This window comes from Citrobacter sp. Cpo012, assembly GCF_030333015.1.
Lineage (GTDB): Bacteria > Pseudomonadota > Gammaproteobacteria > Enterobacterales > Enterobacteriaceae > Citrobacter > Citrobacter portucalensis.
The window spans coordinates 500776-520553 of the sequence record NZ_JAOWGR010000037.1 but is presented as its reverse complement, the minus strand read 5'-3'; the positions used below and the strand labels follow the sequence as shown (position 1 = coordinate 520553).

Here is a 19778-nt window from a genome sequence, read left to right as displayed (position 1 = left end):
TTCGAAATAGTGAATGCTGAACCACGGTATTATTTATATCGGGTGCGTCCATACAAAATATCAATAGTTAATACTATTGCCACCTCTGCGTCTAACTCCTTGTCTATACTCCAGAAGATTACCCCCAGGTCAGAGTCTGTAGCGTAATGAGCGTTAGCTCACAACCTGATTAAATTTCCTTGCGCCAACAGGAACGCTTACAACACCCCGACTATTTTTAGAAAAGGACATATATTTACGGCAAGGCTGCCGCTCAATATTTTTTAGACAGGAGTAAGACGTTATGAGCAAGCAGTTTGCCCTCAGTAGCCTGTGCGCACTCAGTATGACGCTGATGACTGCGCAGGCAGCCGAACCCCCCACATCATTAGATAAACCGGAAGGCCGCCTGGATATTATTGCCTGGCCGGGTTATATCGAACGTGGGCAAACCGATAAACAATATGACTGGGTCTCACAGTTTGAGAAAGATACCGGCTGCGCGGTTAATGTAAAAACGGCAGCCACATCTGATGAAATGGTCAGCCTGATGGCAAAAGGCGGCTACGACCTGGTTACCGCTTCTGGTGATGCCTCACTGCGCCTGATTATGGGAAAACGCGTTCAGCCAATTAATACCGCGCTGATCCCTAACTGGAAAACCATCGATCCACGCGTGGTAAAAGGCGAATGGTTTAACGTTGGCGGAAAAGTTTACGGCACACCGTACCAGTGGGGACCAAACCTGCTGATGTATAACACCAAAATTTTTCCAACGCCGCCGGATAGCTGGAGCGTGGTGTTTGTTGAGCAAAAACTTGAGGATGGGAAAAGCAATAAAGGGCGCGTTCAGGCCTACGATGGCCCGATCTATATTGCCGATGCCGCGTTATTCGTTAAAGCCACTCAGCCGCAGTTGGGTATTACCGATCCCTATCAGCTCACTGAAAAACAGTATCAGGCGGTGATCAAAGTCCTGAGCGATCAGCACGCGCTGATCCATCGCTATTGGCACGATACCACCGTGCAAATGAGCGATTTCAAAAACGAAGGCGTGGTGGCGTCAAGCGCCTGGCCTTATCAGGCTAACGCCTTGAAAGGCGAAGGTCAGCCAATTGCCACGGTTTTCCCAAAAGAAGGGGTTACCGGATGGGCTGATACCACCATGCTGCACAGTGAAGCGAAACACCCGGTTTGTGCTTACAAATGGATGAACTGGTCATTAACCCCGAAAGTACAGGGCGACGTAGCGGCCTGGTTTGGTTCTCTGCCAGTGGTACCTGAAGGTTGTAAAGCCAGCCCTCTGTTGGGTGAAAAGGGTTGTGAAACCAACGGCTATAGCTACTTTGACAAAATTGCCTTCTGGAAAACGCCGATTGCCGAAGGTGGAAAATTCGTTCCTTACAGTCGCTGGACGCAGGATTACATCGCCATTATGGGCGGTCGTTAATTCCACTGGGGGTTTTATGACGTACGCAGTGGAGTTTCATAACGTCTCGCGTTTGTATGGGGATGTTCGTGCAGTTGATGGGGTAAGTATTGCGATTAACGACGGTGAGTTTTTCTCTATGCTGGGGCCATCCGGCTCCGGCAAGACCACTTGTCTGCGCCTGATTGCCGGGTTTGAGCAGCTGTCAGGCGGCGCAATTACCATTTTTGGTAAGCAGGCCAGCGAATTGCCGCCCTGGGAACGGGACGTCAATACGGTATTTCAGGATTACGCGTTGTTCCCGCACATGTCGATTCTCGACAACGTCGCCTACGGGCTGATGGTCAAAGGCATCGATAAAAAACAGCGCCACGCGAAAGCACGTGAAGCGCTGGATAAGGTCGCACTCGGTTTTGTGCATGAGCGTAAACCGTCGCAGCTTTCCGGTGGGCAACGTCAGCGCGTGGCGATTGCCAGGGCGCTGGTCAATGAGCCGCGCGTCCTGCTGTTGGATGAGCCGCTCGGGGCATTGGATCTTAAATTGCGTGAACAGATGCAGCTGGAACTGAAAAAATTACAGCAATCTCTTGGCATCACGTTCATTTTTGTTACTCACGATCAGGGTGAAGCCCTGTCGATGTCCGATCGTGTGGCGGTGTTTAATAACGGTCGCATTGAACAGGTAGATTCTCCGCGTGAACTGTATATGCGTCCACGTACGCCGTTTGTGGCAAGTTTCGTCGGGACGTCCAATGTCTTCGATGCGACGATGTCGGCGAACGTTTGTGGGCTACAGGGGATGTTCTCCCTGCGTCCGGAACACATTCGCTTGAATGATACCGGAGGAGAAGTTCAGGCCCGGGGGGTTATTCAGGCGGTGCAGTATCAGGGGGCGGCGACGCGGTTTGAGCTAAAACTCGCCGGAGGGGAAAAATTGCTGGTTAGCCAGGCGAACCTGACGGGAGAAATGCTACCGTCAACGTTGTCGCCAGGTCAGCAGGTGATGGCATCCTGGTCACGCGACGTGATGGTACCGCTGGTTGAGGAGAGGTGAATGGCTATGAACGTCTTACATTCGCCTCCACAGTCGACCAACCTGAACCGGATCTCAGGTTACTTCTGGCGTAATCCGGGGCTGGGGTTATTTTTGCTGCTCCTCGGACCGCTGATGTGGTTTGGCATCGTCTACTTTGGCTCATTACTGACGCTGTTGTGGCAAGGTTTTTATACCTTCGACGATTTCACCATGTCGGTCACACCAGACCTGACGCTGGCGAATTTGCAGGCGCTGTTTAATCCCGCTAACTACGACATCATTTTGCGCACTCTGACGATGGCGGTAGCGGTCACCATCGCCAGCGCGATTCTGGCGTTTCCGATGGCGTGGTATATGGCTCGCTATACCAGCGGCAAAATGAAGGCTTTTTTTTACATTGCCGTAATGTTGCCAATGTGGGCCAGCTACATCGTTAAAGCCTATGCGTGGACGCTGCTGTTGGCTAAAGACGGCGTGGCGCAGTGGTTTTTAACCCACCTTGGGCTGGAGCCGTTGCTGCTTTCGTTCCTGACATTGCCTGCGGTAGGCGGCAATACGCTGTCGACTTCAGGGTTAGGGCGTTTCCTGGTGTTCGTCTATATCTGGCTGCCGTTTATGATCCTGCCGGTACAGGCCGCGCTGGAGAGACTTCCGCCGTCGCTGTTACAGGCTTCTGCTGATTTGGGCGCGCGTCCGCGTCAAACCTTCCGCTATGTGGTGCTTCCATTGGCGATACCGGGCATTGCAGCGGGTTCAATCTTTACCTTCTCTCTGACGTTGGGTGACTTTATTGTGCCGCAACTGGTGGGACCGCCGGGCTATTTCATCGGCAACATGGTGTATTCACAACAAGGGGCGATCGGCAATATGCCGATGGCGGCGGCATTTACTCTGGTGCCGATTGTGTTAATCGCACTGTATCTGGCGTTCGTGAAGCGTCTGGGAGCTTTCGATGCACTCTGAACGCGCACCCTGGCTACTCAAACTGGCGGCATGGGGCGGGGTTATTTTCCTGCACTTTCCCATCCTCATCATCGCCACCTATGCTTTTAATACTGAGGAGGCTGCTTTTAGTTTTCCACCCCAGGGATTAACGCTGAAGTGGTTTAGCGTTGCTGCGCAGCGTAGCGATATCCTGGAATCTGTGACGTTGTCACTTAAGATCGCAGCGTTGTCGACAGCTATTGCCCTTATTCTGGGGACGCTGGCCGCGGCCGCGCTGTGGCGTAGGGACTTTTTTGGCAAAAGTGCAATATCGCTGTTGCTACTGTTGCCGATCGCGCTGCCGGGCATTATTACCGGCCTTGCGCTGTTGACGGCGTTTAAAACCATCAACCTGGAACCGGGTTTTCTCACGATCGTAGTGGGCCATGCGACGTTTTGCGTGGTGGTGGTGTTTAACAACGTTGTGGCGCGTTTTCGCCGTACCTCATGGAGTCTGGTCGAAGCGTCTATGGATCTTGGCGCCAATGGCTGGCAAACCTTTCGTTATGTCGTGCTGCCAAATCTGGCATCGGCACTTCTGGCGGGGGGGATGCTGGCGTTTGCCTTGTCGTTTGATGAAATCATCGTGACAACGTTCACCGCCGGACATGAAAGAACACTTCCTCTGTGGTTGCTCAATCAATTGGGCCGTCCACGGGATGTGCCTGTCACCAACGTTGTGGCATTGCTGGTAATGCTGGTGACAACACTGCCAATTTTAGGGGCCTGGTGGCTAACGCGTGAAGGCGACACTCTCGCCGGAAACGGTAAATAAACGACGATATGGGAAATTGCTATGCAACATCAATTACTGATTAATGGCGAGCTGGTCAACGGTGAAGGTGAAAAGCAGCCAGTCTATAACCCTGCCACTGGTGAACTCATTCTGGAGATTGCTGAGGCGTCAGCCATGCAGGTTGATGCCGCTGTACGTGCGGCAGACGCCGCGTTTGCCACCTGGGGGCAAACCACGCCGAAAGTCCGCTCTGAACTGCTGCTGAAACTGGCGGATGCTATTGCTGATAACGCGCAAACCTTCGCTGAGCTGGAATCACTTAACTGTGGTAAACCGCTGCACTGTGTTCTCAACGATGAAATTCCCGCTATTGTCGATGTTTTCCGCTTCTTTGCCGGTGCGGCGCGTACCCTGCAAGGACAGGCGGCCGGTGAATATCTGGAAGGGCATACCTCGATGATTCGCCGTGATCCGCTGGGTGTGGTGGCTTCTATTGCGCCGTGGAACTATCCGCTGATGATGGCGGCGTGGAAGCTGGCTCCAGCGTTGGCGGCGGGGAACTGCGTGGTGATTAAACCGTCAGAAATTACTCCGCTGACAGCGCTTAAATTAGCCGAATTCGCCAAAGACATTTATCCAGCTGGCGTGATTAACGTGCTGTTTGGTCGCGGTAAAACGGTGGGCGATCCGCTGACCGGTCATGAAAAAGTGCGTATGGTTTCGCTGACCGGCTCCATTGCAACCGGCGAACACATTATTCAGCACACCGCGCCGTCAATTAAGCGTACGCATATGGAACTGGGCGGAAAAGCTCCGGTGATCATTTTTGATGATGCCGATCTGGATGCAGTGGTGAGCGGCGTGCGGACCTTTGGTTATTACAACGCCGGGCAAGACTGTACCGCCGCTTGCCGAATTTATGCCCAGAAAGGCATTTATGATGCACTGGTCGAAAAACTTGGCGCCGCCGTTGCCAGCCTGAAAATCGGTCCGCCGAATGATGAATCGACCGAGCTGGGACCAGTGAGCTCGCAGGCTCATCTCGATCGCGTGACTAAAGCGGTCGATGAGGCTAAAGCGTTGGGCCATATTAAGGTCATCACCGGCGGTAAAAAAGTGGATGGTTCAGGCTACTATTTTGCCCCGACGCTGCTTGCTGGGGCGAAGCAGGACGATGCCATCGTACAGCGGGAAGTTTTCGGTCCGGTGGTCAGCGTGACCGTATTTGATGATGAAGATCAGGTGCTGGCATGGGCCAACGATTCGAAATACGGCCTGGCATCCTCCGTCTGGACCCGGGATGTTGGGCGAGCGCATCGCTTTAGCGCTCGCCTGCAATATGGTTGCACCTGGGTCAATACCCATTTCACGCTGGTTAGCGAGATGCCGCACGGTGGGCAAAAACAGTCCGGCTATGGAAAGGATATGTCGGTTTATGGGCTGGAGGATTACACGGTTATTCGCCATGTTATGATCAAGCATGAGTAATATCTTAAGCGCGATCGGCGAATGGGGCACGGATAGCTAAATATTGGCATACGTGTGTCTATACTATTCGCGCCACTGGCCTCGTCGCCATCGGACGGCGGTAAGTTGGAAATATCCGCGAGGTCAGGCTAATTGATACAACAAAGCCCCAGCATATAGCCGGGGCTTTGTGCTTTCAGGATCGCCATCGGGTTTATCTGCGGCCCAGGCTGCAAAGCCAGGCGAGTAGGGCACAGACGCTCAGAACCAGCCCCAGTTGCTGCACCATGCCTGCTAAACCCAGCATCATCCCAAGTAACAGGTAATAGCTTAATCCGAACAAAGCACCGGCGGCCCCGACCTGTTCACGGTAGTGACGCAGCGCCTGACTCAGCACATTGGGAATGGCGATACCATAGGCAATCACCACGCCGAACACCGGAATCAGGATCCACGCGGAGTGCTGTAAACACCACGCGACGAGACCTGACAACACTGCCAGCACACAGGCATAACGTACCAGTCGCTCCGGCGTCAGAGCTGTCGTTAACAGTCTTCGGTTCAGCAGGCTACCTGACAGAGAAGCAAACGCAAGTAGCAACCCCGTCCAGCCAAAGGCTCTGGAGCTCCATCCTAATTGCCCAAAAAGAAACGGTGCCAGGCTGTAATAGCTAAACAGCATGGTGTTCAGCAGGGCAACCAGCATGGCGTTTTTCCGCAACTCACTGTCCCGCATCATGCGGGAAAATAGCGCGGCAAGCTTCGGGCTGAGCGTATGTTCGGGCCGGGTTTCTGGCAGCATGGTCGCTGTCAGTATTAGCAGTAGCAACGCCAACAGCACAAGGGCAACAAAGACACCGGTATGGCCGTACAGACTCACTAACCAACCTCCGCTTAGCAGGCCAAAAACCGGACTCAATGCCAGCGCGGCCCCCATCACGGAAAAGACGCGCGATAGCGCAGTTGATTCATAACTGTCCCTTAGCATGGTCTGTACCACGACCGACCCCGCAGCCGCACCGACGGCGGAGATCATCCGTGCCAGCAGCAAAACGCTGAAGTCGGTGGCAACAACGGCCAATGCGCAACCTGTTCCATAGCAGATAAGCCCTGCCAACATCGCCCAACGTCGTCCGATGCAGTCACTTAGCCAACCCCACATCGCTACGCCGACGGCAAAGGCAACAAAATAAACGGAGAGTGTTTGAGCCGCGCGCTCACTGCTTACGTGAAAAGAGGTAGCGATACCCGGCAATGCCGGGCTGTAAATGGTTTCCACCAGTTGTGGAAACATAATCAGTAGCGTAAGAAGCCACAGCGATGGGCGACGAAGTGTGTTCATAGCAATATCCAGAGAGACAGAAAACAGGCGGGCATTATTGCTGAAAGGGATATGTCGTATTACCATTATCAGGACTTTAAATATCAAATATCAGACAGATAATGAAAATTGCCCCTGATGATGCTTTTGATGCGGATAGCTTTGATAAACCGGTAATCGGTATTGCTGCCGATATGGGGGTACATGATTCCGGGCGGCACAGTCATCTTCGTCATCAGCTACTTTTTTCGGCAGCGGGAAGTATTACGATTGAACTGGAGCAGGCCCTGTGTCTGCTACCGCCACGCCGTGCGGTTTGGATCCCGGCAGGCACGGTACATCGCGCCATAATGCGTGGTGTGATGGCTTATCGCTCTTTGTACTTTTCAACCACATTGCCGTTATCTGAGTTACCGCTGCAGATAGTCGAAGTTAATCCGCTGTTTTTTGAAGTGATAGAACGTATGGCCTTCTGGCCATGGGAAATGCCTGCCGCACAGCAGTCCAGCCTCATTGCCGTTTTTTGTGAGGAAATGCGTGCCGCCCGCAGTGAAAACTGGACATTGCAGTACCCCTCAGATCCACGGCTTAACGAGTGGCTCAAGGGATTACGCATGGGTGAATTGCCACCACGACTGAATCAATTGTCCCGACAGGTTGGGGCATGCGAGAGGACGATCAGCCGAATATTTATCAGGGATACCGGGATGAATTATCAGGACTGGCGGCAGCAATTTAGGCTGTTAAAAGCCATGGAGATGTTGGCTGACGGAGGCCATATCAGCCAGGTCGCGCAATATCTGGAGTTTGTCAGCGACAGTGCTTTTATTGCGTTCTTCCATCAACATACCGGCACAACACCTGGCCGATATTCGGGCAATATAATGCCGCAGAAGGATTAGGGGTATTACATATTAAGGATAATTTACCCAGTAATAGCAGAGTGGGAAGATCGTTTACTGATGGCAGAGAGAAGATCCTCTCTGCCAGCGGACGCTGCAATTAATCAAGAAGAGTTACATCAAGCAAACCAGCCGAACCTTGCGGATATCAGACTGAAAAGTCCTACAGCAGCAAATATATTTATCAGCACCACAGTTTTACTGGAAACATTCATTTTTGCCACCTTTCGTTTTAACCCTTATGGGTATAGTACGGCTTATAACTATCCGCAATAGTACGAATTCTGAACATAATGAAAATGGGTTGTTTTACAGCCGTTTTTCTTAAATTAATTAATAAAACTTGATGTGAGTCATGAAAAAGAGCATATTGCGCGCGATTTTCCCATCTGGCCAGGATGCCTTAAATGTCCCTATACCAAAAAATGTTGGTTTTTTATGCGGTGATGGCCGTCATCACGGCAATCATCACCTGGTTTCTTTCCCGCGATAAAAAGCGGATCCGCTTTCTTAGCGCGGTATTAGTCGGGGCGACCTGGCCGATGAGTTTTCCCGTTGCGCTGATGTTTTCTCTTTTCTGATGACGGCGTATACGCCGTTTCAGGAGAAAAGCAGGGCATCTAATCGTTTTTTGTCGGTTTCAGAGACATCCTGTGGGTGCTGATATCCCGCATTCTCATTCGCACGGGTGTACAAGGCAACCAGCCAGTCGTAAACGTAACGGCTTGCACCATGCGAGGGTTGTTCATCCAGCTTCGTCAGGCGTAGCATCGGCGATTGCTTCGGCGCGCTAAAAATAGCCGATCCTTTTTGGATCCTGCTGGCAGGGCGCTGTTCCTCAGCAACGTCGGCAAATCCAAGCCAGGTAATAAAATCACCAATATCGGCGTGTAGCTGCGCGGCACAGACGTTTTCTCGCTGCATAATGCGCTGTAAGCGTTGTGGCATCTCCAGGCGATAGCTGGTGGTGACGAGAATGTCGGCAACCAGCCTTAACGTACGGGGATCGAGTCGTAAACGGCGGGCATTATTTTCATCGCGACACCACTGGCGCACGTGGTTAATCCACATTTTGTGTGCCTGATATCCGGTCTCCTGACTTTCCGGCGAGTGTAGTGTGTCACGCACTTCGGCAAACAGGTCAATCTCCTCATTAAATAACCCGCTTACCTGCTCCTCGCGTGGTTGCTGAACACGCAGCAGCGACTCAAAAATGCGCATCGGCGGGAGCAAACCATCCAGCAGTTCGCCATGTTTTGCCGCTTGCGCCTGTAACTGGCGGATCACCGACTCGTGGCTATCCGATTCAGCTTGAGCGGGATTAATCCAGCTTATCAGCGTTTCGCGGATGCGCTGTTGATGCTGCTCGCGTAGAGAAGTCAACCTGGCCTGGCGCTGCTGTGGTGAGGTTGCCTGAGTCAGCCATTCGACAAGACGTTGTAAGCTATGTTTATCCAGCGCCTGCAACGTACCCCAATGCAGCCCGGGCTTGCCCATCAATTGCTGCACGGATTCATCAAGGTTTTGCTGGGTACTAAAACGCGCATCCTGCGGGGTAATGGCCCAAACCACGCCCGGTAATGCGGCATCATGAACAGGTTGGGTATCGTTGACCCAGCCCAACAGCTTGCGGGTGATGGCGGGCGTCTGGGCGCGGGCAGAGACCGCGTTGCAGATTAAGAGCACATCCGGTTGCAGGTGCTGGCGATAATGTTCCAGCATCCAGCCTAATTTTGCCTGCCACAGTGGGTTAGGATGAGCATCCGGGGCGAGGGGAATATCGAGCAGATCGACATTCTCCAGCACCGAGTCTTCAACCGTCAGGACCAGCTCGCGCGTGAGCAGCGCCAGTGACGACAAAGAAAGACTGACCGCATTGAGCAACTGATGATTTTCAATCGGATGAACCACCACATCGCTTTGCGTCTCATTATTGCTGGTCAATGCCACCTGGGTCAGGAAACTTTCGGCAGGTAAACCAAAATGATCAACCAGCAGGCTCAGCGGGGCCGCTAATTCTTGCGCGTGTCCGGTTTGTTGCAACGTGTGCGCCAGCGCCAGCCACTGCTGCGTCAGCTCTGGTTGTTCTCCCCACAGTAACGCCCAGGCGTTTGCCCGGGTAGTCAGGTCCAGTGCGGGCAGCAACGTGGCAAACTGATACCATAGTGCATCGTCAATTTGCTGCTGGTTTGCCGGTACGCAGGAGCGCCAGAAACGACCAATTGCCGCAACATCATGTGCGGTAATGCCCGGCACCGGGTGACGCTGACGCAGCGTTTGCCATTTTTCCAGGCGCGCCTCAATAATCGATTTCTCGACCTGTCGGTTGCCCGGGAGCGCGCTGAACTGGGCGATAAATAGCTGTACCAGTTCGGCTTCACTGAGTAATCGCAGACGCAACGGCCATTCGCTATCATGCGGATTTTCATCGCGCGTAAAGCGGATCGCCATATTGGTTGGTGCATGGCCCGGATTAATATGCGAGAAATAATCAAAGCTGCGATCCGGGGTAACAATATTCACTTTGCCAGTGGCATTGCAGCACAATGCCGCCAGCAGATGTGCTTTTGCCGATTGTGAGTGTCCGTATAACCCTATACATCCTTGCGATGAAAAGGTCTCCTTCAACGCAGATTCACTCACTGCGGCTAGCGTAAGCTGTGCCAGCAGGGCATCCGCTTCATCATCAAGACGCGCCGCACGTTGACGGGTATCTACCACCCACTCGATGGCGGCCTGCGCGGTATTTAACATCTTACTCATTTCAGGTACACGCTCCCGCTATCAATCCAGTAATGGCTTCCGCTATGGCGACGGTCTGCCAGCGTATTCAGTTTTAACGTTAAGGCATTGGCGGCAACGGGGGTGCCATCCTGTAACCAGGCATCACTCAGGATGAAGAATTCCGGGCCACTTTCTTTGCTGCCGCCGCGTAGCTGCAGCCGAACATTCAACACGCCATCTCCGGCGATAGTTTTTGCCAGTTCGGCAGAGTTTATGCTGAGCGTATACAGCGGCGTGGCAGGCCAGCGGCTGTTTGCCAGTTGCCGAAATCCTAACGTCACGTTGCCACGTAACGGGAAATGCAACCGGGCATCCAGCTTCGCCCCAGGTTTATCCAGATCAATATCGTGATACCAGATGTTCTCATCGCGCAGGGTATTGACCGTATTATCCAGCACACCGAGAAAGCGTACGGTCGAGTAAGCGCCGATATCGGCAGCTTTAAAGTTAAAACGTGGTAAACGCAAATCCAGCGCCAGGCTGCACAGCATAGCGCCTACAGCAGCGGTGGATTTAGGGTTACCAATCCGCCCCTGTTGGCTGAACGGATACCACTCATGCACGCGGTAGTTATCCATCCAGATCATACGGTTAACCGGAACAGGTTGCAGATGGCGGATCAACGCCTGTACACCCGGTAAACAGGCGGGCCTGCCGGTCACTAATAAGATATCGCAGCGATAGTGTGAAATGGCCTCACAAACCGCGTGCAGTGGGGAAGTCAGGGTAAATTGCCCCGCCAATAGTGCTTCTTGTAACTGCCTGAACTGTACCTGTAACGGCACGCTCAGAACATCAAACGCTGGCGACCCTGCTGGCAACGCATGATCGATAGCCTGTTGGATGTAGTTCATCACGTTGCGCGTGGGTTGTTGACTCAGGAGTTCCCCAAAGGTGGCATGTAGCCCGGCGACCGGGTCGTTAATATCGCTTTGTTCCCAGGCTGAGAGGACCGCATGACCAAGCGGCATAAAGAGCTGCAACGCCGTTTGTTGACGCAGAATTGCTTGAGTATCGATGCGACCAGAATCGCCAAATAGCGTGGCCAGCAATGCGGCGGCGTCGGTCACGCCAGCCTGTTGTAAGCGGGTTTGCAGCGCAGGCAACACGCAGCGCTGAATCACGTCCAGCAGCATGTCGTCGCCCGCGACCTTAAAACCTTCACGGAACAGCAGGTGCGGGGTAATTTTGACGTTCGCGCCAACGCCGTCATCAAGCTGGTAATGAACGACGGCCATATCCGTTGTCCCGCCGCCAATGTCGATCGATGCCACGCGCAGTGCACGGCCTTTAGTCTCACCAGGCTCCGGCAAACGGTCCGGGCGGGCAAGGGCGTTAAAGAACGATTCGGTGTGGCCATCGTAGTGAGAGATAGCCTCGTTATACAGCCACACCAGTTGTCCGCAACTGGCTTCATCCCATTCCATCTGAATTTCAGGTACGGGAACCACACTCTTTTCCTGCTGCTTACGGGTGGTGAAGTCTTCATCCTGCGGGTGCCAGCCCATCGCTTTCCAGACCAGGGCAATAGCTTCAAACATGCGCAGGCGGAAAATCTCGCGCTCCTGTTTGGGCATCGCCGACGGTAGGGTCAGGATCAGCGTCCGTAACTGACGAGGAGACGCCGGGAATCCGAGGCGCAAACGCGTCGCTACGCTGTTAATTTGCCCCAGCGCCTGGGCCAGTATTTCGCACAGCATATGCGTCATCAGCGTGCTGCGGCTGTATTGTGGTGAGAACACTGGCAGACGATCGTCCTGCGGCAGGCTGAACAGCGGCTGCCCGTCATCGTTCATCAGGTTCATCAGCGGAAAGGCGGTAGCCAGCGGTTCGCGCTGGGTTTTGCCATTCATCTGGCTAAAGCGCCAGTCATGCAGCACCGGCGTTTCATCCCACAGATAGCGGCGCGGGCTTGAGATCCCACTGTTGCCCTCGGTGCCCATACGCTGCATCGCCAGCTTACGGGCTTCATCACCCACACGCACAATCGACGGCCAGATAAAGGCGTCATCACGTCCGCTCTCAACGGAAAAGTGCTGCTTACCAAAGCGTGCTTCGGAAAACTCCAGCCGACTGGTGAATAGCGGATCGTTGAGGAACTGCGGCTCGCTTAACGAACGGACCTGCAATTCAGCGGTCTGACGCAGCCCGTCATTGGCATCCCCGTGATCTTCAATCAGGACACCACAGGTATGGGTATTACCGATATCCAAAATAAGATCGACGGGAATGGCGGGTGTGCTAAGGGTGTGCGTAACCAGTTTCACTTCCGGGACGGAAAGCTGCTCACCTAACAGGGTCAGCACATTCAGCCAGTGCGCCTGGTATTCAAAGTTACGCAGCGCCTGCTGGATCTCTTGTTCTGAGCGGTTCTCATGTTGTGTGACATAGTGCATAAAAGATTCGCGCAACCAGCCGTCAATCCAGGTCTGGTCAAGGAAATCAGCAATTTCGTTGTCATGCCAGGCCAGCGCAAACCGTGTACCGTTAAGCAGATCATTTTCGTTGGGGGTTAACGCCGCAGGGGCATTTTCAGTAAGCTGGCTGTCCAGCGCTACGGTAACACGGTGGGTGTTGCCCGCGCTGTCCGGCTGCGGCAGCTTTCGCACCTGCACGCGTGCCCAGTTATCCGGACCTTCAACAAACGTACGCGGCGGGTTAAAGCGCAAAAACGGCAGCGGCAGCCAGACGCCGTCGAGCACGTCCAGCGAATAGTGCAGCGTCTGAGTACTTTCCGGCTTCACCACTTCGGGTTGCGCGCCGGTGCTGCCCGGTAGGGTATAGCGTCCTGACGTCAGATCGAAGTCTAGTCTCAGTAGCGGACCGTTTGCCGTTTTGCGCACAAAGCGTCCATGGTGCGCAGATTCCTGCGGCGTGAGGCCGAAATCCAGAAATTGCACACCGCTATTGGCGATGAGCGTCACGCTCTGTTTGTAATCACACAGATTCACCAACATAAAATCAGGCACCTATCTTTTTGATCGTCAGAGGGATTTCCGCGTGATCGTCATAACGCGCGGTACAGGCGGCGACGTCATTGGTTCCCGCTTTACAGGTAATTTCAGGCATCGGATAACGTGAACCGTCGGTACAACGGGCATTGCCGCGACTCTTAATCATTAATTCACCCGACTGGTGCAAACCAGAGAAAATCTCGGCACGACAAACAATATTGTCACCATGAACCACGCGCGCAGTGCCTTTATTGGCCTGAATCTGATAGCGCAGCGACGGCGCTTTGCCGCTCACCGGATCTTTAACATCGACTATGACGCGCCAGTTACCGTTGAGAAAACGCGTCGTTCCTGCCTTCATCTGGTTGGCATCCATCACCAGCGCATCTTTTGGAATTGCGGCGATCACCACCGGTCCTTCGACAGGTTTCTCTTTCTTCGCAGTTGGGGTCACTTCAGCACGATGCAGGGGCAGTGCAGATGTCAGTGCTGGCAGCGGTGCCATATCAACCTTAGCGACTTCAATAGCGGCTACTGCGGGTACGGGCTGGGTGGTCTGTTGCTTCCACAGCAGCGGCCCAACGATGGCTGCAATAATCACTGCGGCAACGGGGAGGCTCCACAGCGGCAGGCGGCGTATGGGCTTCTCCTGTACCGGCGACGCAGTGACTTCAGGTTCGTTAACAATAACCGGGGGTTGAGGTTCAGGTTCAGCCGGTTTTGGCTGATCAACGACCGGCGTCAGTAAGGGGACATCGGCCTCGGCAAAGGTAATTTCCGGTGCGATTTCTTCTTCCTGTTCTGGCTCTGCTACGGTAACCACAGGAGGAACATCGGCAATGCGCAGGCAGTCGAGCACATCGGCGCGAGGATTTTCATTCAGATTGACGAAGCCCCAGAATGTAATAACGGGTTTACCATCAACCAGAAACACGTGATTTTCACCGGGAAATTGGATGGCTTTCTCGAGCAGTGAGCCAAACAGCTGTAGGGAGGTTTTCCCCGATTGCAGGCTTTTACGGCTCAGGGTCGCCGCATTTTCCAGCGTGCTCCCCAGATAGCGCAGCGCACGAAAACGTGCTTCTTCATCAGCGGCTTTCCACGCCACGGCTTTCCCTTCTATCGGGGAATACCAGTCAACCCGATCGCCGTTGTCGTTAATTTGTGGGATCGCCAGACAATCCACCATCGCCTGCTGTTTACGCAGACGAAGCGTTTCACGAATTTGCAATGCTGAATCAAACACGGCCTGACCACCGCCGCCCACGGCCTGATAGTCATCCAAATTGCCGCTGCGCAAGAGAGTTTTTGCCACGTTGTTACCCCTTAGACTTCTTCACGTATCTACTTTACGTTTTATAAAAACGAGCAAACGGCGAAAGAGAGGCAAAAAGGGGCTAATTTTCATGGCATAGAGTGCCGGGAAAAATCTTGACGTTTTGAAAAAGACTTAAGGGAAATTAATTCGCTTGGAGTGATGAATTATTCAGCGAAATACACCGGATTAGAATAACCTGATAGTGATTTGTTATTGGTCAGTTTTTGTCAGCTATGCTCTGATATCCCTGTTAATAATAAAATAAGAAGGCTTATAACCATGATTGCAAGGAAAACGTTACTCGCGCTGGCTCTCAGCGCTGTCTTACCGTCAGGCGCTGCGTTCGCGGCCAATACTGACACCATCATCTATTGCTCTGAAGCATCTCCGGAGTCATTTAACCCGCAAATCGCCAGTTCAGGTCCTTCATTTGTGGCCAGTTCACAGGTGCTCTACAACCGACTCATTAACTTTGATCCGGTAAAAAATACCCCGATACCGTCTCTGGCAACAGACTGGACGATTTCTCCGGACGGTAAGACTTATACGTTTACCCTGCGTCAGGGCGTGAAATTCAACAGTAATAAATTCTTTAAACCGACTCGCGACTTCAACGCAGATGACGTGATTTTCTCGGTATTACGGCAGAAAGATGCCGATCATCCTTATCACAAGGTTTCTCAGGGAAGCTACGAATACTTTAACGATGTTGGTCTGGATAAACTGATTAAAGAAGTGAAGAAGGTCGATGATTATCACGTTCAGTTTGTCCTCAATGAACCTAATGCCGCGTTTCTTGCCGACTGGGGTATGGATTTTGCCTCCATCCTTTCTGCGGAATATGCCGACGAGATGCTGAAAAAAGGCACCCCGGAAAACGTCGATAACTGGCCGATTGGCACCGGTCCTTACGTGTTTCAACAGTACAAGCAGGACTCGCAAATCCGCTATCTTGCCAACCCTAACTACTGGGATGGCGCCGTTCCAACGAAGCACCTGATCTTCTCAATCACGCCAAACGTCCAGACGCGGCTGGCAAAACTGCAAACCAATGAGTGCCAGATAATCCCGGCGCCAGCCCCCGTACAGTTTGACGAGATTAAAAAGAATAAAGATTTGACGCTGCATTCGGTTGAAGCGCTGAACGTCGGATATCTGGCGTTTAATACCGAGAAAAAACCGTTTGATAACGTACTGGTGCGTCAGGCGCTAAACTACGCGACCGATAAAAAGGCCATTATTAACGCCGTCTTTTTAGGTTCCGGTACGGTGGCAAAATCGCCGATTCCGCCGAATATGATGGGCTTCAATAAAGATCTGCAGGATTACGCTTACGACCCGCAAAAGGCAAAAGATCTGCTGAAGCAGGCGGGGCTGGAAAACGGCTTTGAAGCGACGCTGTGGTCAATGCCGGTTCAGCGCCCTTACAACCCGAACTCCCGACGGATTGCTGAGATGATCCAGAACGACTGGGCAAAGGTGGGCGTGAAGGCGAAAATTGTGTCGTACGAGTGGGGGGAATATCTCTCCGGAATGCGTAAAGGTGAGCATGACACCGCGTTGTTTGGCTGGATGTCAGACAACGGCGATCCGGATAACTTCGCCGATGTGCTGCTGGGCTGCGACAGCATAAAAACCGGATCTAACGCCGCGCGCTGGTGCGATAAAGAGTATAATTCGTTGGTTCAAAAGGCGAAGCTGGTGAGTAAACCGGAAGAGCGCGCCGCGCTTTACCAGCAATCGCAAGAGATTTTCTACCAGCAGGCTCCGTGGATAGCTCTGGCAAACGGTAAAACGTTCTACGCTACGCGCAGCAACGTCAGCGGATACAGCGTCAGCCTGATGGGCAGTGATTTTTCAAAAGCAAAATTAAATTAATGAGTTAAGGAGAGGTTATGTCGCATCTGGATGAGGTCAGCGCACGTGTTGATGCCGCCATTGAAGAGAGCGTCATTACGCATATGAATGAATTGCTGATTGAGCTCAGCGATGATGTCGCGTTGAGCCGGGAAGACCGCTATACCCAGCAACAGCGTTTGCGTACGGCTATCGCACATCATGGCCGTCAGCATAAAGAAGATATGGAAGCCCGTCGCGAACAGTTGACCAAAGGCGGCACAATCCTCTGATATTTCCCTTATCCGACCTACAGGCACGTTCTGTAGGTCTGATAAGCGAAGCGCCATCAGGCAATTAAAATGAACGTCTCGCCACCAGCCACGCCCCGATGACCAACAGCACCGCGCCACAGACCGGACCTACCAACGCCCGCAGCGGCACGCCGTGACTACGTAGAATATCCAGCACCAGTCCGCCGATTAACTGGCTAGCCACCAGCACCGCGATAGTGGTAGCGGCCCCCACATTTTGGTACCCACTGATACTGGCAAAAACAAAGAACGATCCAAGCAATCCGGGGATGAGCGTCCACCAGCGCACGCTGGAAACCAGTTCTCCAAATCCCGCAGCTCCTTGCTTAAACCACAGTATGCTGACAAACAGCACAATCCCGACCAGCGAGTTAAGCAACATGGCGATGAGGATCGTCGAGGACGTCTGGGTGATGCGTACCATCAAGGTATTTTGCACCACCAGACCAATACCTGCGGCAATCAGAAAGGAGAGGGTCAGCGTCTGATTCATCTACAGGCATCCGGATCGCGGCGATCGTCTAGCTGTAACTGCATGAAGGTCAGATCCAGCCAACGGCCAAATTTGGTTCCAACCTGCGGCATTTGCGCGGTGGTTTTAAAACCCAGCAAGCTGTGCAGATGCAGTGATGCCTGATTCTGAGACTCAATACCTGCCACCATCACATGCTTGCCGCATGCGCGGGCTTCGTCTATCAGTCTGCTGAGCAGTGCCCGTCCTAGCCCTTTTCCCTGATGTTCAGGATGAACATACACCGAATGTTCAACGGTATGACGGAAGCCATCAAAGTTACGCCAGTCGCCAAAGGAGGCGTATCCCGTAACCACGCCATTCTCTTCACTCACCAGCACCGGATACCCCATCAATTGGCGGGCTTCATACCAGGAAATACGGTTTTCGGCATCGACCGTTTGATCGTTCCAGATAGCCGCCGTATGCAGTACCGCATGGTTGTAGATTTCTGCAATGGCGGCGCAGTCTTCTTTGCTGGCAAATCGAATTGACATGTTGAACCTCAGGGGTTGTTCACTATAGTATTACAATATGAATACTATTGAAGACAGCATAAATCAACGGATCAGTGCAAGAATTCGCATTGAGCGGGAATCTCGCGGTTGGTCACTCACGGAACTTGCCGAGCGCGCGGGTGTGTCGCGGGCCATGATCCATAAAATAGAGCGCGGCGAGAGTAGTCCAACGGCTACGCTGCTGGGCAGGCTTTCCGGCGCGTTTGGCATCAGCATGTCTACCCTGATTGCGCGGGCTGAAATGCAGGAGGGCAAGCTATTGCGCTTCGTCGATCAGCCTGTTTGGCACGATCCACAAAGCCACTATCTGCGCCGCCATGTTTCACCGCGCAGCGATCTGCCTATCGATCTGGTGCAGATCGAATTACCTGCCGGAAGTGATATCCCGATGCCAGCCTCTTCCTATGTGCAGGCCAGACAACTTATCTGGTTACAGCAGGGGGAATTAGTCTTTGTCGAAGGGGACGTACGCCATGAAATGCAGGCAGGTGATTGCCTGGAACTTGGCCCGCCGAATGACTGTCGGTTTATCAATGAAACCGCGCAACCTTGCGTTTACCTGGTTGTGCGGTTAAATCACGTCGTCAGCTAAATAGCAGGAACGGGCTGCTACTATTGATGGATTCATGCCAAAAGCAGAGGAGCACATCATGGGTCAACAGACTAATCGTAACCGTCGTTGGGTACTGGCTTCCCGTCCACATGGCGCGCCAGTCCCAGAGAACTTCCGTCTTGAAGAAGATGAAGTCGCAACACCGGGCGAAGGCCAGATGTTGTTGCGCACCGTTTATCTTTCCCTTGATCCCTACATGCGTGGCCGCATGAGCGATGAGCCATCTTACTCACCACCAGTAGAGATTGGTGGTGTCATGGTGGGGGGTACCGTAAGTCGCGTGGTGTCATCCCACCATCCGGACTACCAGCCAGGCGAATGGGTATTGAGCTACAGCGGTTGGCAGGACTATGACATCTCCGACGGAAACGGGCTGGTGAAGCTTGGCGATCATCCCGAGCATCCCTCCTGGGCGCTGGGTGTTATGGGTATGCCGGGGTTTACCGCTTATATGGGCCTGCTGGATATTGGTCAGCCAAAAGCGGGGGAAACGCTGGTGGTAGCTGCCGCAACCGGGCCGGTTGGCGCAACGGTCGGGCAGATCGGTAAGCTTAAGGGTTGTCGGGTGATCGGTGTGGCGGGTGGGGCAGAGAAATGCCGACATGCCACCGAGGTATTGGGTTTTGATGTTTGTCTCGATCACCACGCACAAGATTTTGCGCAACAACTGGCAAAAGCCTGTCCGCAGGGTATTGATATTTATTACGAAAACGTCGGAGGAAAAGTATTTGATGCTGTCTTGCCGTTACTCAACACCTCAGCGCGGATCCCGCTTTGTGGCCTGGTCAGCGGTTATAACGCAACGTCGCTTCCGGCCGGACCTGACAGATTACCGCTGTTAATGGCAACGCTGCTGAAAAAGCGTATCCGCATGCAGGGTTTTATCATTGGTCAGGATTATGGACACCGTATTCATGAGTTTCAGCGGGAGATGGGGCGCTGGGTTAAAGAGGGCAAAATCCACTACCGCGAGCAGGTGACCGACGGTCTGGAAAATGCGCCACAAACCTTTATCGGTCTGCTGACCGGCAAAAACTTCGGCAAGGTAGTGATTCGTCTTGCTGAGGATTGATGCG

Annotated in this window: 18 protein-coding genes; 11 read left to right on the top strand and 7 right to left on the bottom strand. The window is 53.1% G+C overall.

What is annotated here, in order from left to right:
- The first annotated feature begins 283 nt into the window (after nucleotides 1-283).
- From ydcS to patD, 5 genes are read left to right on the top strand one after another with little or no spacing between them, the layout of a single operon-like run.
- The gene (gene ydcS / locus OGX90_RS12360) at nucleotides 284-1429 is read left to right on the top strand and encodes a putative ABC transporter substrate-binding protein YdcS (protein WP_008784842.1); all 1146 of its coding nucleotides are present in this window, start codon (nucleotides 284-286) and stop codon (nucleotides 1427-1429) included.
- Between the two features lie 16 nt (nucleotides 1430-1445).
- Nucleotides 1446-2462 carry an ABC transporter ATP-binding protein gene (locus OGX90_RS12355; RefSeq protein WP_048235324.1) on the top strand — a complete coding sequence of 339 codons (1017 nt, stop codon included), beginning with the start codon at nucleotides 1446-1448 and terminating at the stop codon, nucleotides 2460-2462.
- Entirely contained in the window at nucleotides 2463-3407 is a 945-nt protein-coding gene (locus tag OGX90_RS12350; protein ID WP_003833133.1) for an ABC transporter permease, read from the top strand. It begins immediately after the preceding gene.
- Nucleotides 3397-4203, top strand: coding sequence for an ABC transporter permease (locus OGX90_RS12345; RefSeq protein WP_134215524.1), 807 nt, complete (start codon nucleotides 3397-3399; stop codon nucleotides 4201-4203). The genes OGX90_RS12350 and OGX90_RS12345 overlap by 11 nt, the downstream gene beginning before the upstream one ends.
- A 21-nt stretch (nucleotides 4204-4224) precedes the next feature.
- Entirely contained in the window at nucleotides 4225-5652 is a 1428-nt protein-coding gene (gene patD / locus OGX90_RS12340; RefSeq protein WP_003833127.1) for an aminobutyraldehyde dehydrogenase, read from the top strand.
- Nucleotides 5653-5845: 193 nt separating this feature from the next.
- Here patD and OGX90_RS12335 read toward each other — a convergent pair whose 3' ends face one another.
- On the bottom strand, nucleotides 5846-6973 hold the full coding sequence (locus OGX90_RS12335; protein ID WP_071445619.1) for a multidrug effflux MFS transporter: 1128 nt from the start codon (nucleotides 6971-6973) through the stop codon (nucleotides 5846-5848).
- A gap of 101 nt (nucleotides 6974-7074) precedes the next feature.
- Between OGX90_RS12335 and OGX90_RS12330 the strand changes: the two genes are divergently transcribed.
- Entirely contained in the window at nucleotides 7075-7854 is a 780-nt protein-coding gene (locus OGX90_RS12330; RefSeq protein WP_071445621.1) for an AraC family transcriptional regulator, read from the top strand.
- A gap of 119 nt (nucleotides 7855-7973) precedes the next feature.
- Here OGX90_RS12330 and yncL read toward each other — a convergent pair whose 3' ends face one another.
- Nucleotides 7974-8069, bottom strand: a complete 96-nt coding sequence (gene yncL / locus OGX90_RS12325; RefSeq protein ID WP_071524268.1) for a stress response membrane protein YncL — start codon at nucleotides 8067-8069, stop codon at nucleotides 7974-7976.
- A gap of 192 nt (nucleotides 8070-8261) precedes the next feature.
- On the opposite strand from yncL, the gene OGX90_RS12320 reads away from it, so the two are divergent.
- Nucleotides 8262-8435 (top strand): GhoT/OrtT family toxin, encoded by a 174-nt coding sequence (locus tag OGX90_RS12320; protein WP_003020198.1) that lies wholly within the window; start codon nucleotides 8262-8264, stop codon nucleotides 8433-8435.
- 19 nt (nucleotides 8436-8454) lie between these two features.
- On the opposite strand, the gene OGX90_RS12315 is transcribed toward OGX90_RS12320, so the two are convergent.
- From OGX90_RS12315 to OGX90_RS12305, 3 genes are read right to left on the bottom strand one after another with little or no spacing between them, the layout of a single operon-like run.
- Nucleotides 8455-10617: a virulence factor SrfC family protein gene (locus OGX90_RS12315; RefSeq protein WP_234692506.1), complete on the bottom strand. Its 2163-nt coding sequence runs from the start codon at nucleotides 10615-10617 to the stop codon at nucleotides 8455-8457.
- The gene (locus OGX90_RS12310) at nucleotides 10614-13595 is read right to left on the bottom strand and encodes a virulence factor SrfB (RefSeq protein WP_168978247.1); all 2982 of its coding nucleotides are present in this window, start codon (nucleotides 13593-13595) and stop codon (nucleotides 10614-10616) included. The genes OGX90_RS12315 and OGX90_RS12310 overlap by 4 nt, the downstream gene beginning before the upstream one ends.
- 4 nt (nucleotides 13596-13599) lie before the next feature.
- On the bottom strand, nucleotides 13600-14907 hold the full coding sequence (locus OGX90_RS12305; RefSeq protein ID WP_286623948.1) for an SrfA family protein: 1308 nt from the start codon (nucleotides 14905-14907) through the stop codon (nucleotides 13600-13602).
- A gap of 282 nt (nucleotides 14908-15189) precedes the next feature.
- Between OGX90_RS12305 and OGX90_RS12300 the strand changes: the two genes are divergently transcribed.
- Both OGX90_RS12300 and OGX90_RS12295 read left to right on the top strand, forming a co-directional pair.
- Nucleotides 15190-16788, top strand: a complete 1599-nt coding sequence (locus tag OGX90_RS12300; protein ID WP_286623946.1) for an ABC transporter substrate-binding protein — start codon at nucleotides 15190-15192, stop codon at nucleotides 16786-16788.
- Nucleotides 16789-16805: 17 nt separating this feature from the next.
- A complete protein-coding gene (locus tag OGX90_RS12295; RefSeq protein WP_003020183.1) occupies nucleotides 16806-17039 on the top strand; it encodes a YdcY family protein in 234 nt (77 codons plus the stop codon).
- Between the two features lie 64 nt (nucleotides 17040-17103).
- Here the strand turns inward: OGX90_RS12295 and OGX90_RS12290 are convergent, their stop codons facing one another.
- Both OGX90_RS12290 and OGX90_RS12285 read right to left on the bottom strand, forming a co-directional pair.
- On the bottom strand, nucleotides 17104-17553 hold the full coding sequence (locus tag OGX90_RS12290) for a DMT family transporter (RefSeq protein ID WP_048227592.1): 450 nt from the start codon (nucleotides 17551-17553) through the stop codon (nucleotides 17104-17106).
- Nucleotides 17550-18068: a GNAT family N-acetyltransferase gene (locus OGX90_RS12285; protein WP_048214158.1), complete on the bottom strand. Its 519-nt coding sequence runs from the start codon at nucleotides 18066-18068 to the stop codon at nucleotides 17550-17552. Before OGX90_RS12285 ends, OGX90_RS12290 begins: the two co-directional genes overlap by 4 nt.
- A 37-nt stretch (nucleotides 18069-18105) precedes the next feature.
- On the opposite strand from OGX90_RS12285, the gene OGX90_RS12280 reads away from it, so the two are divergent.
- Nucleotides 18106-18681 carry a helix-turn-helix domain-containing protein gene (locus tag OGX90_RS12280; protein ID WP_003833097.1) on the top strand — a complete coding sequence of 192 codons (576 nt, stop codon included), beginning with the start codon at nucleotides 18106-18108 and terminating at the stop codon, nucleotides 18679-18681.
- A 58-nt stretch (nucleotides 18682-18739) separates the two neighbouring features.
- Nucleotides 18740-19774, top strand: a complete 1035-nt coding sequence (gene curA, locus OGX90_RS12275) for an NADPH-dependent curcumin/dihydrocurcumin reductase (protein WP_048214160.1) — start codon at nucleotides 18740-18742, stop codon at nucleotides 19772-19774.
- Nucleotides 19775-19778 lie beyond the last annotated feature (4 nt).

Bases quoted from the DNA above. Each gene is read 5' to 3' on its own strand.
- ydcS (WP_008784842.1), top strand. From the start codon at position 284: ATGAGCAAGCAGTTTGCCCTCAGTAGCCTGTGCGCACTCAGTATGACG.
- OGX90_RS12355 (WP_048235324.1), top strand. From the start codon at position 1,446: ATGACGTACGCAGTGGAGTTTCATAACGTCTCGCGTTTGTATGGGGAT.
- OGX90_RS12350 (WP_003833133.1), top strand. From the start codon at position 2,463: ATGGCTATGAACGTCTTACATTCGCCTCCACAGTCGACCAACCTGAAC.
- OGX90_RS12345 (WP_134215524.1), top strand. From the start codon at position 3,397: ATGCACTCTGAACGCGCACCCTGGCTACTCAAACTGGCGGCATGGGGC.
- patD (WP_003833127.1), top strand. From the start codon at position 4,225: ATGCAACATCAATTACTGATTAATGGCGAGCTGGTCAACGGTGAAGGT.
- OGX90_RS12335 (WP_071445619.1), bottom strand. From the start codon at position 6,973: ATGAACACACTTCGTCGCCCATCGCTGTGGCTTCTTACGCTACTGATT.
- OGX90_RS12330 (WP_071445621.1), top strand. From the start codon at position 7,075: ATGAAAATTGCCCCTGATGATGCTTTTGATGCGGATAGCTTTGATAAA.
- yncL (WP_071524268.1), bottom strand. From the start codon at position 8,069: ATGAATGTTTCCAGTAAAACTGTGGTGCTGATAAATATATTTGCTGCT.
- OGX90_RS12320 (WP_003020198.1), top strand. From the start codon at position 8,262: ATGTCCCTATACCAAAAAATGTTGGTTTTTTATGCGGTGATGGCCGTC.
- OGX90_RS12315 (WP_234692506.1), bottom strand. From the start codon at position 10,617: ATGAGTAAGATGTTAAATACCGCGCAGGCCGCCATCGAGTGGGTGGTA.
- OGX90_RS12310 (WP_168978247.1), bottom strand. From the start codon at position 13,595: ATGTTGGTGAATCTGTGTGATTACAAACAGAGCGTGACGCTCATCGCC.
- OGX90_RS12300 (WP_286623946.1), top strand. From the start codon at position 15,190: ATGATTGCAAGGAAAACGTTACTCGCGCTGGCTCTCAGCGCTGTCTTA.
- OGX90_RS12295 (WP_003020183.1), top strand. From the start codon at position 16,806: ATGTCGCATCTGGATGAGGTCAGCGCACGTGTTGATGCCGCCATTGAA.
- OGX90_RS12290 (WP_048227592.1), bottom strand. From the start codon at position 17,553: ATGAATCAGACGCTGACCCTCTCCTTTCTGATTGCCGCAGGTATTGGT.
- OGX90_RS12285 (WP_048214158.1), bottom strand. From the start codon at position 18,068: ATGTCAATTCGATTTGCCAGCAAAGAAGACTGCGCCGCCATTGCAGAA.
- OGX90_RS12280 (WP_003833097.1), top strand. From the start codon at position 18,106: ATGAATACTATTGAAGACAGCATAAATCAACGGATCAGTGCAAGAATT.
- curA (WP_048214160.1), top strand. From the start codon at position 18,740: ATGGGTCAACAGACTAATCGTAACCGTCGTTGGGTACTGGCTTCCCGT.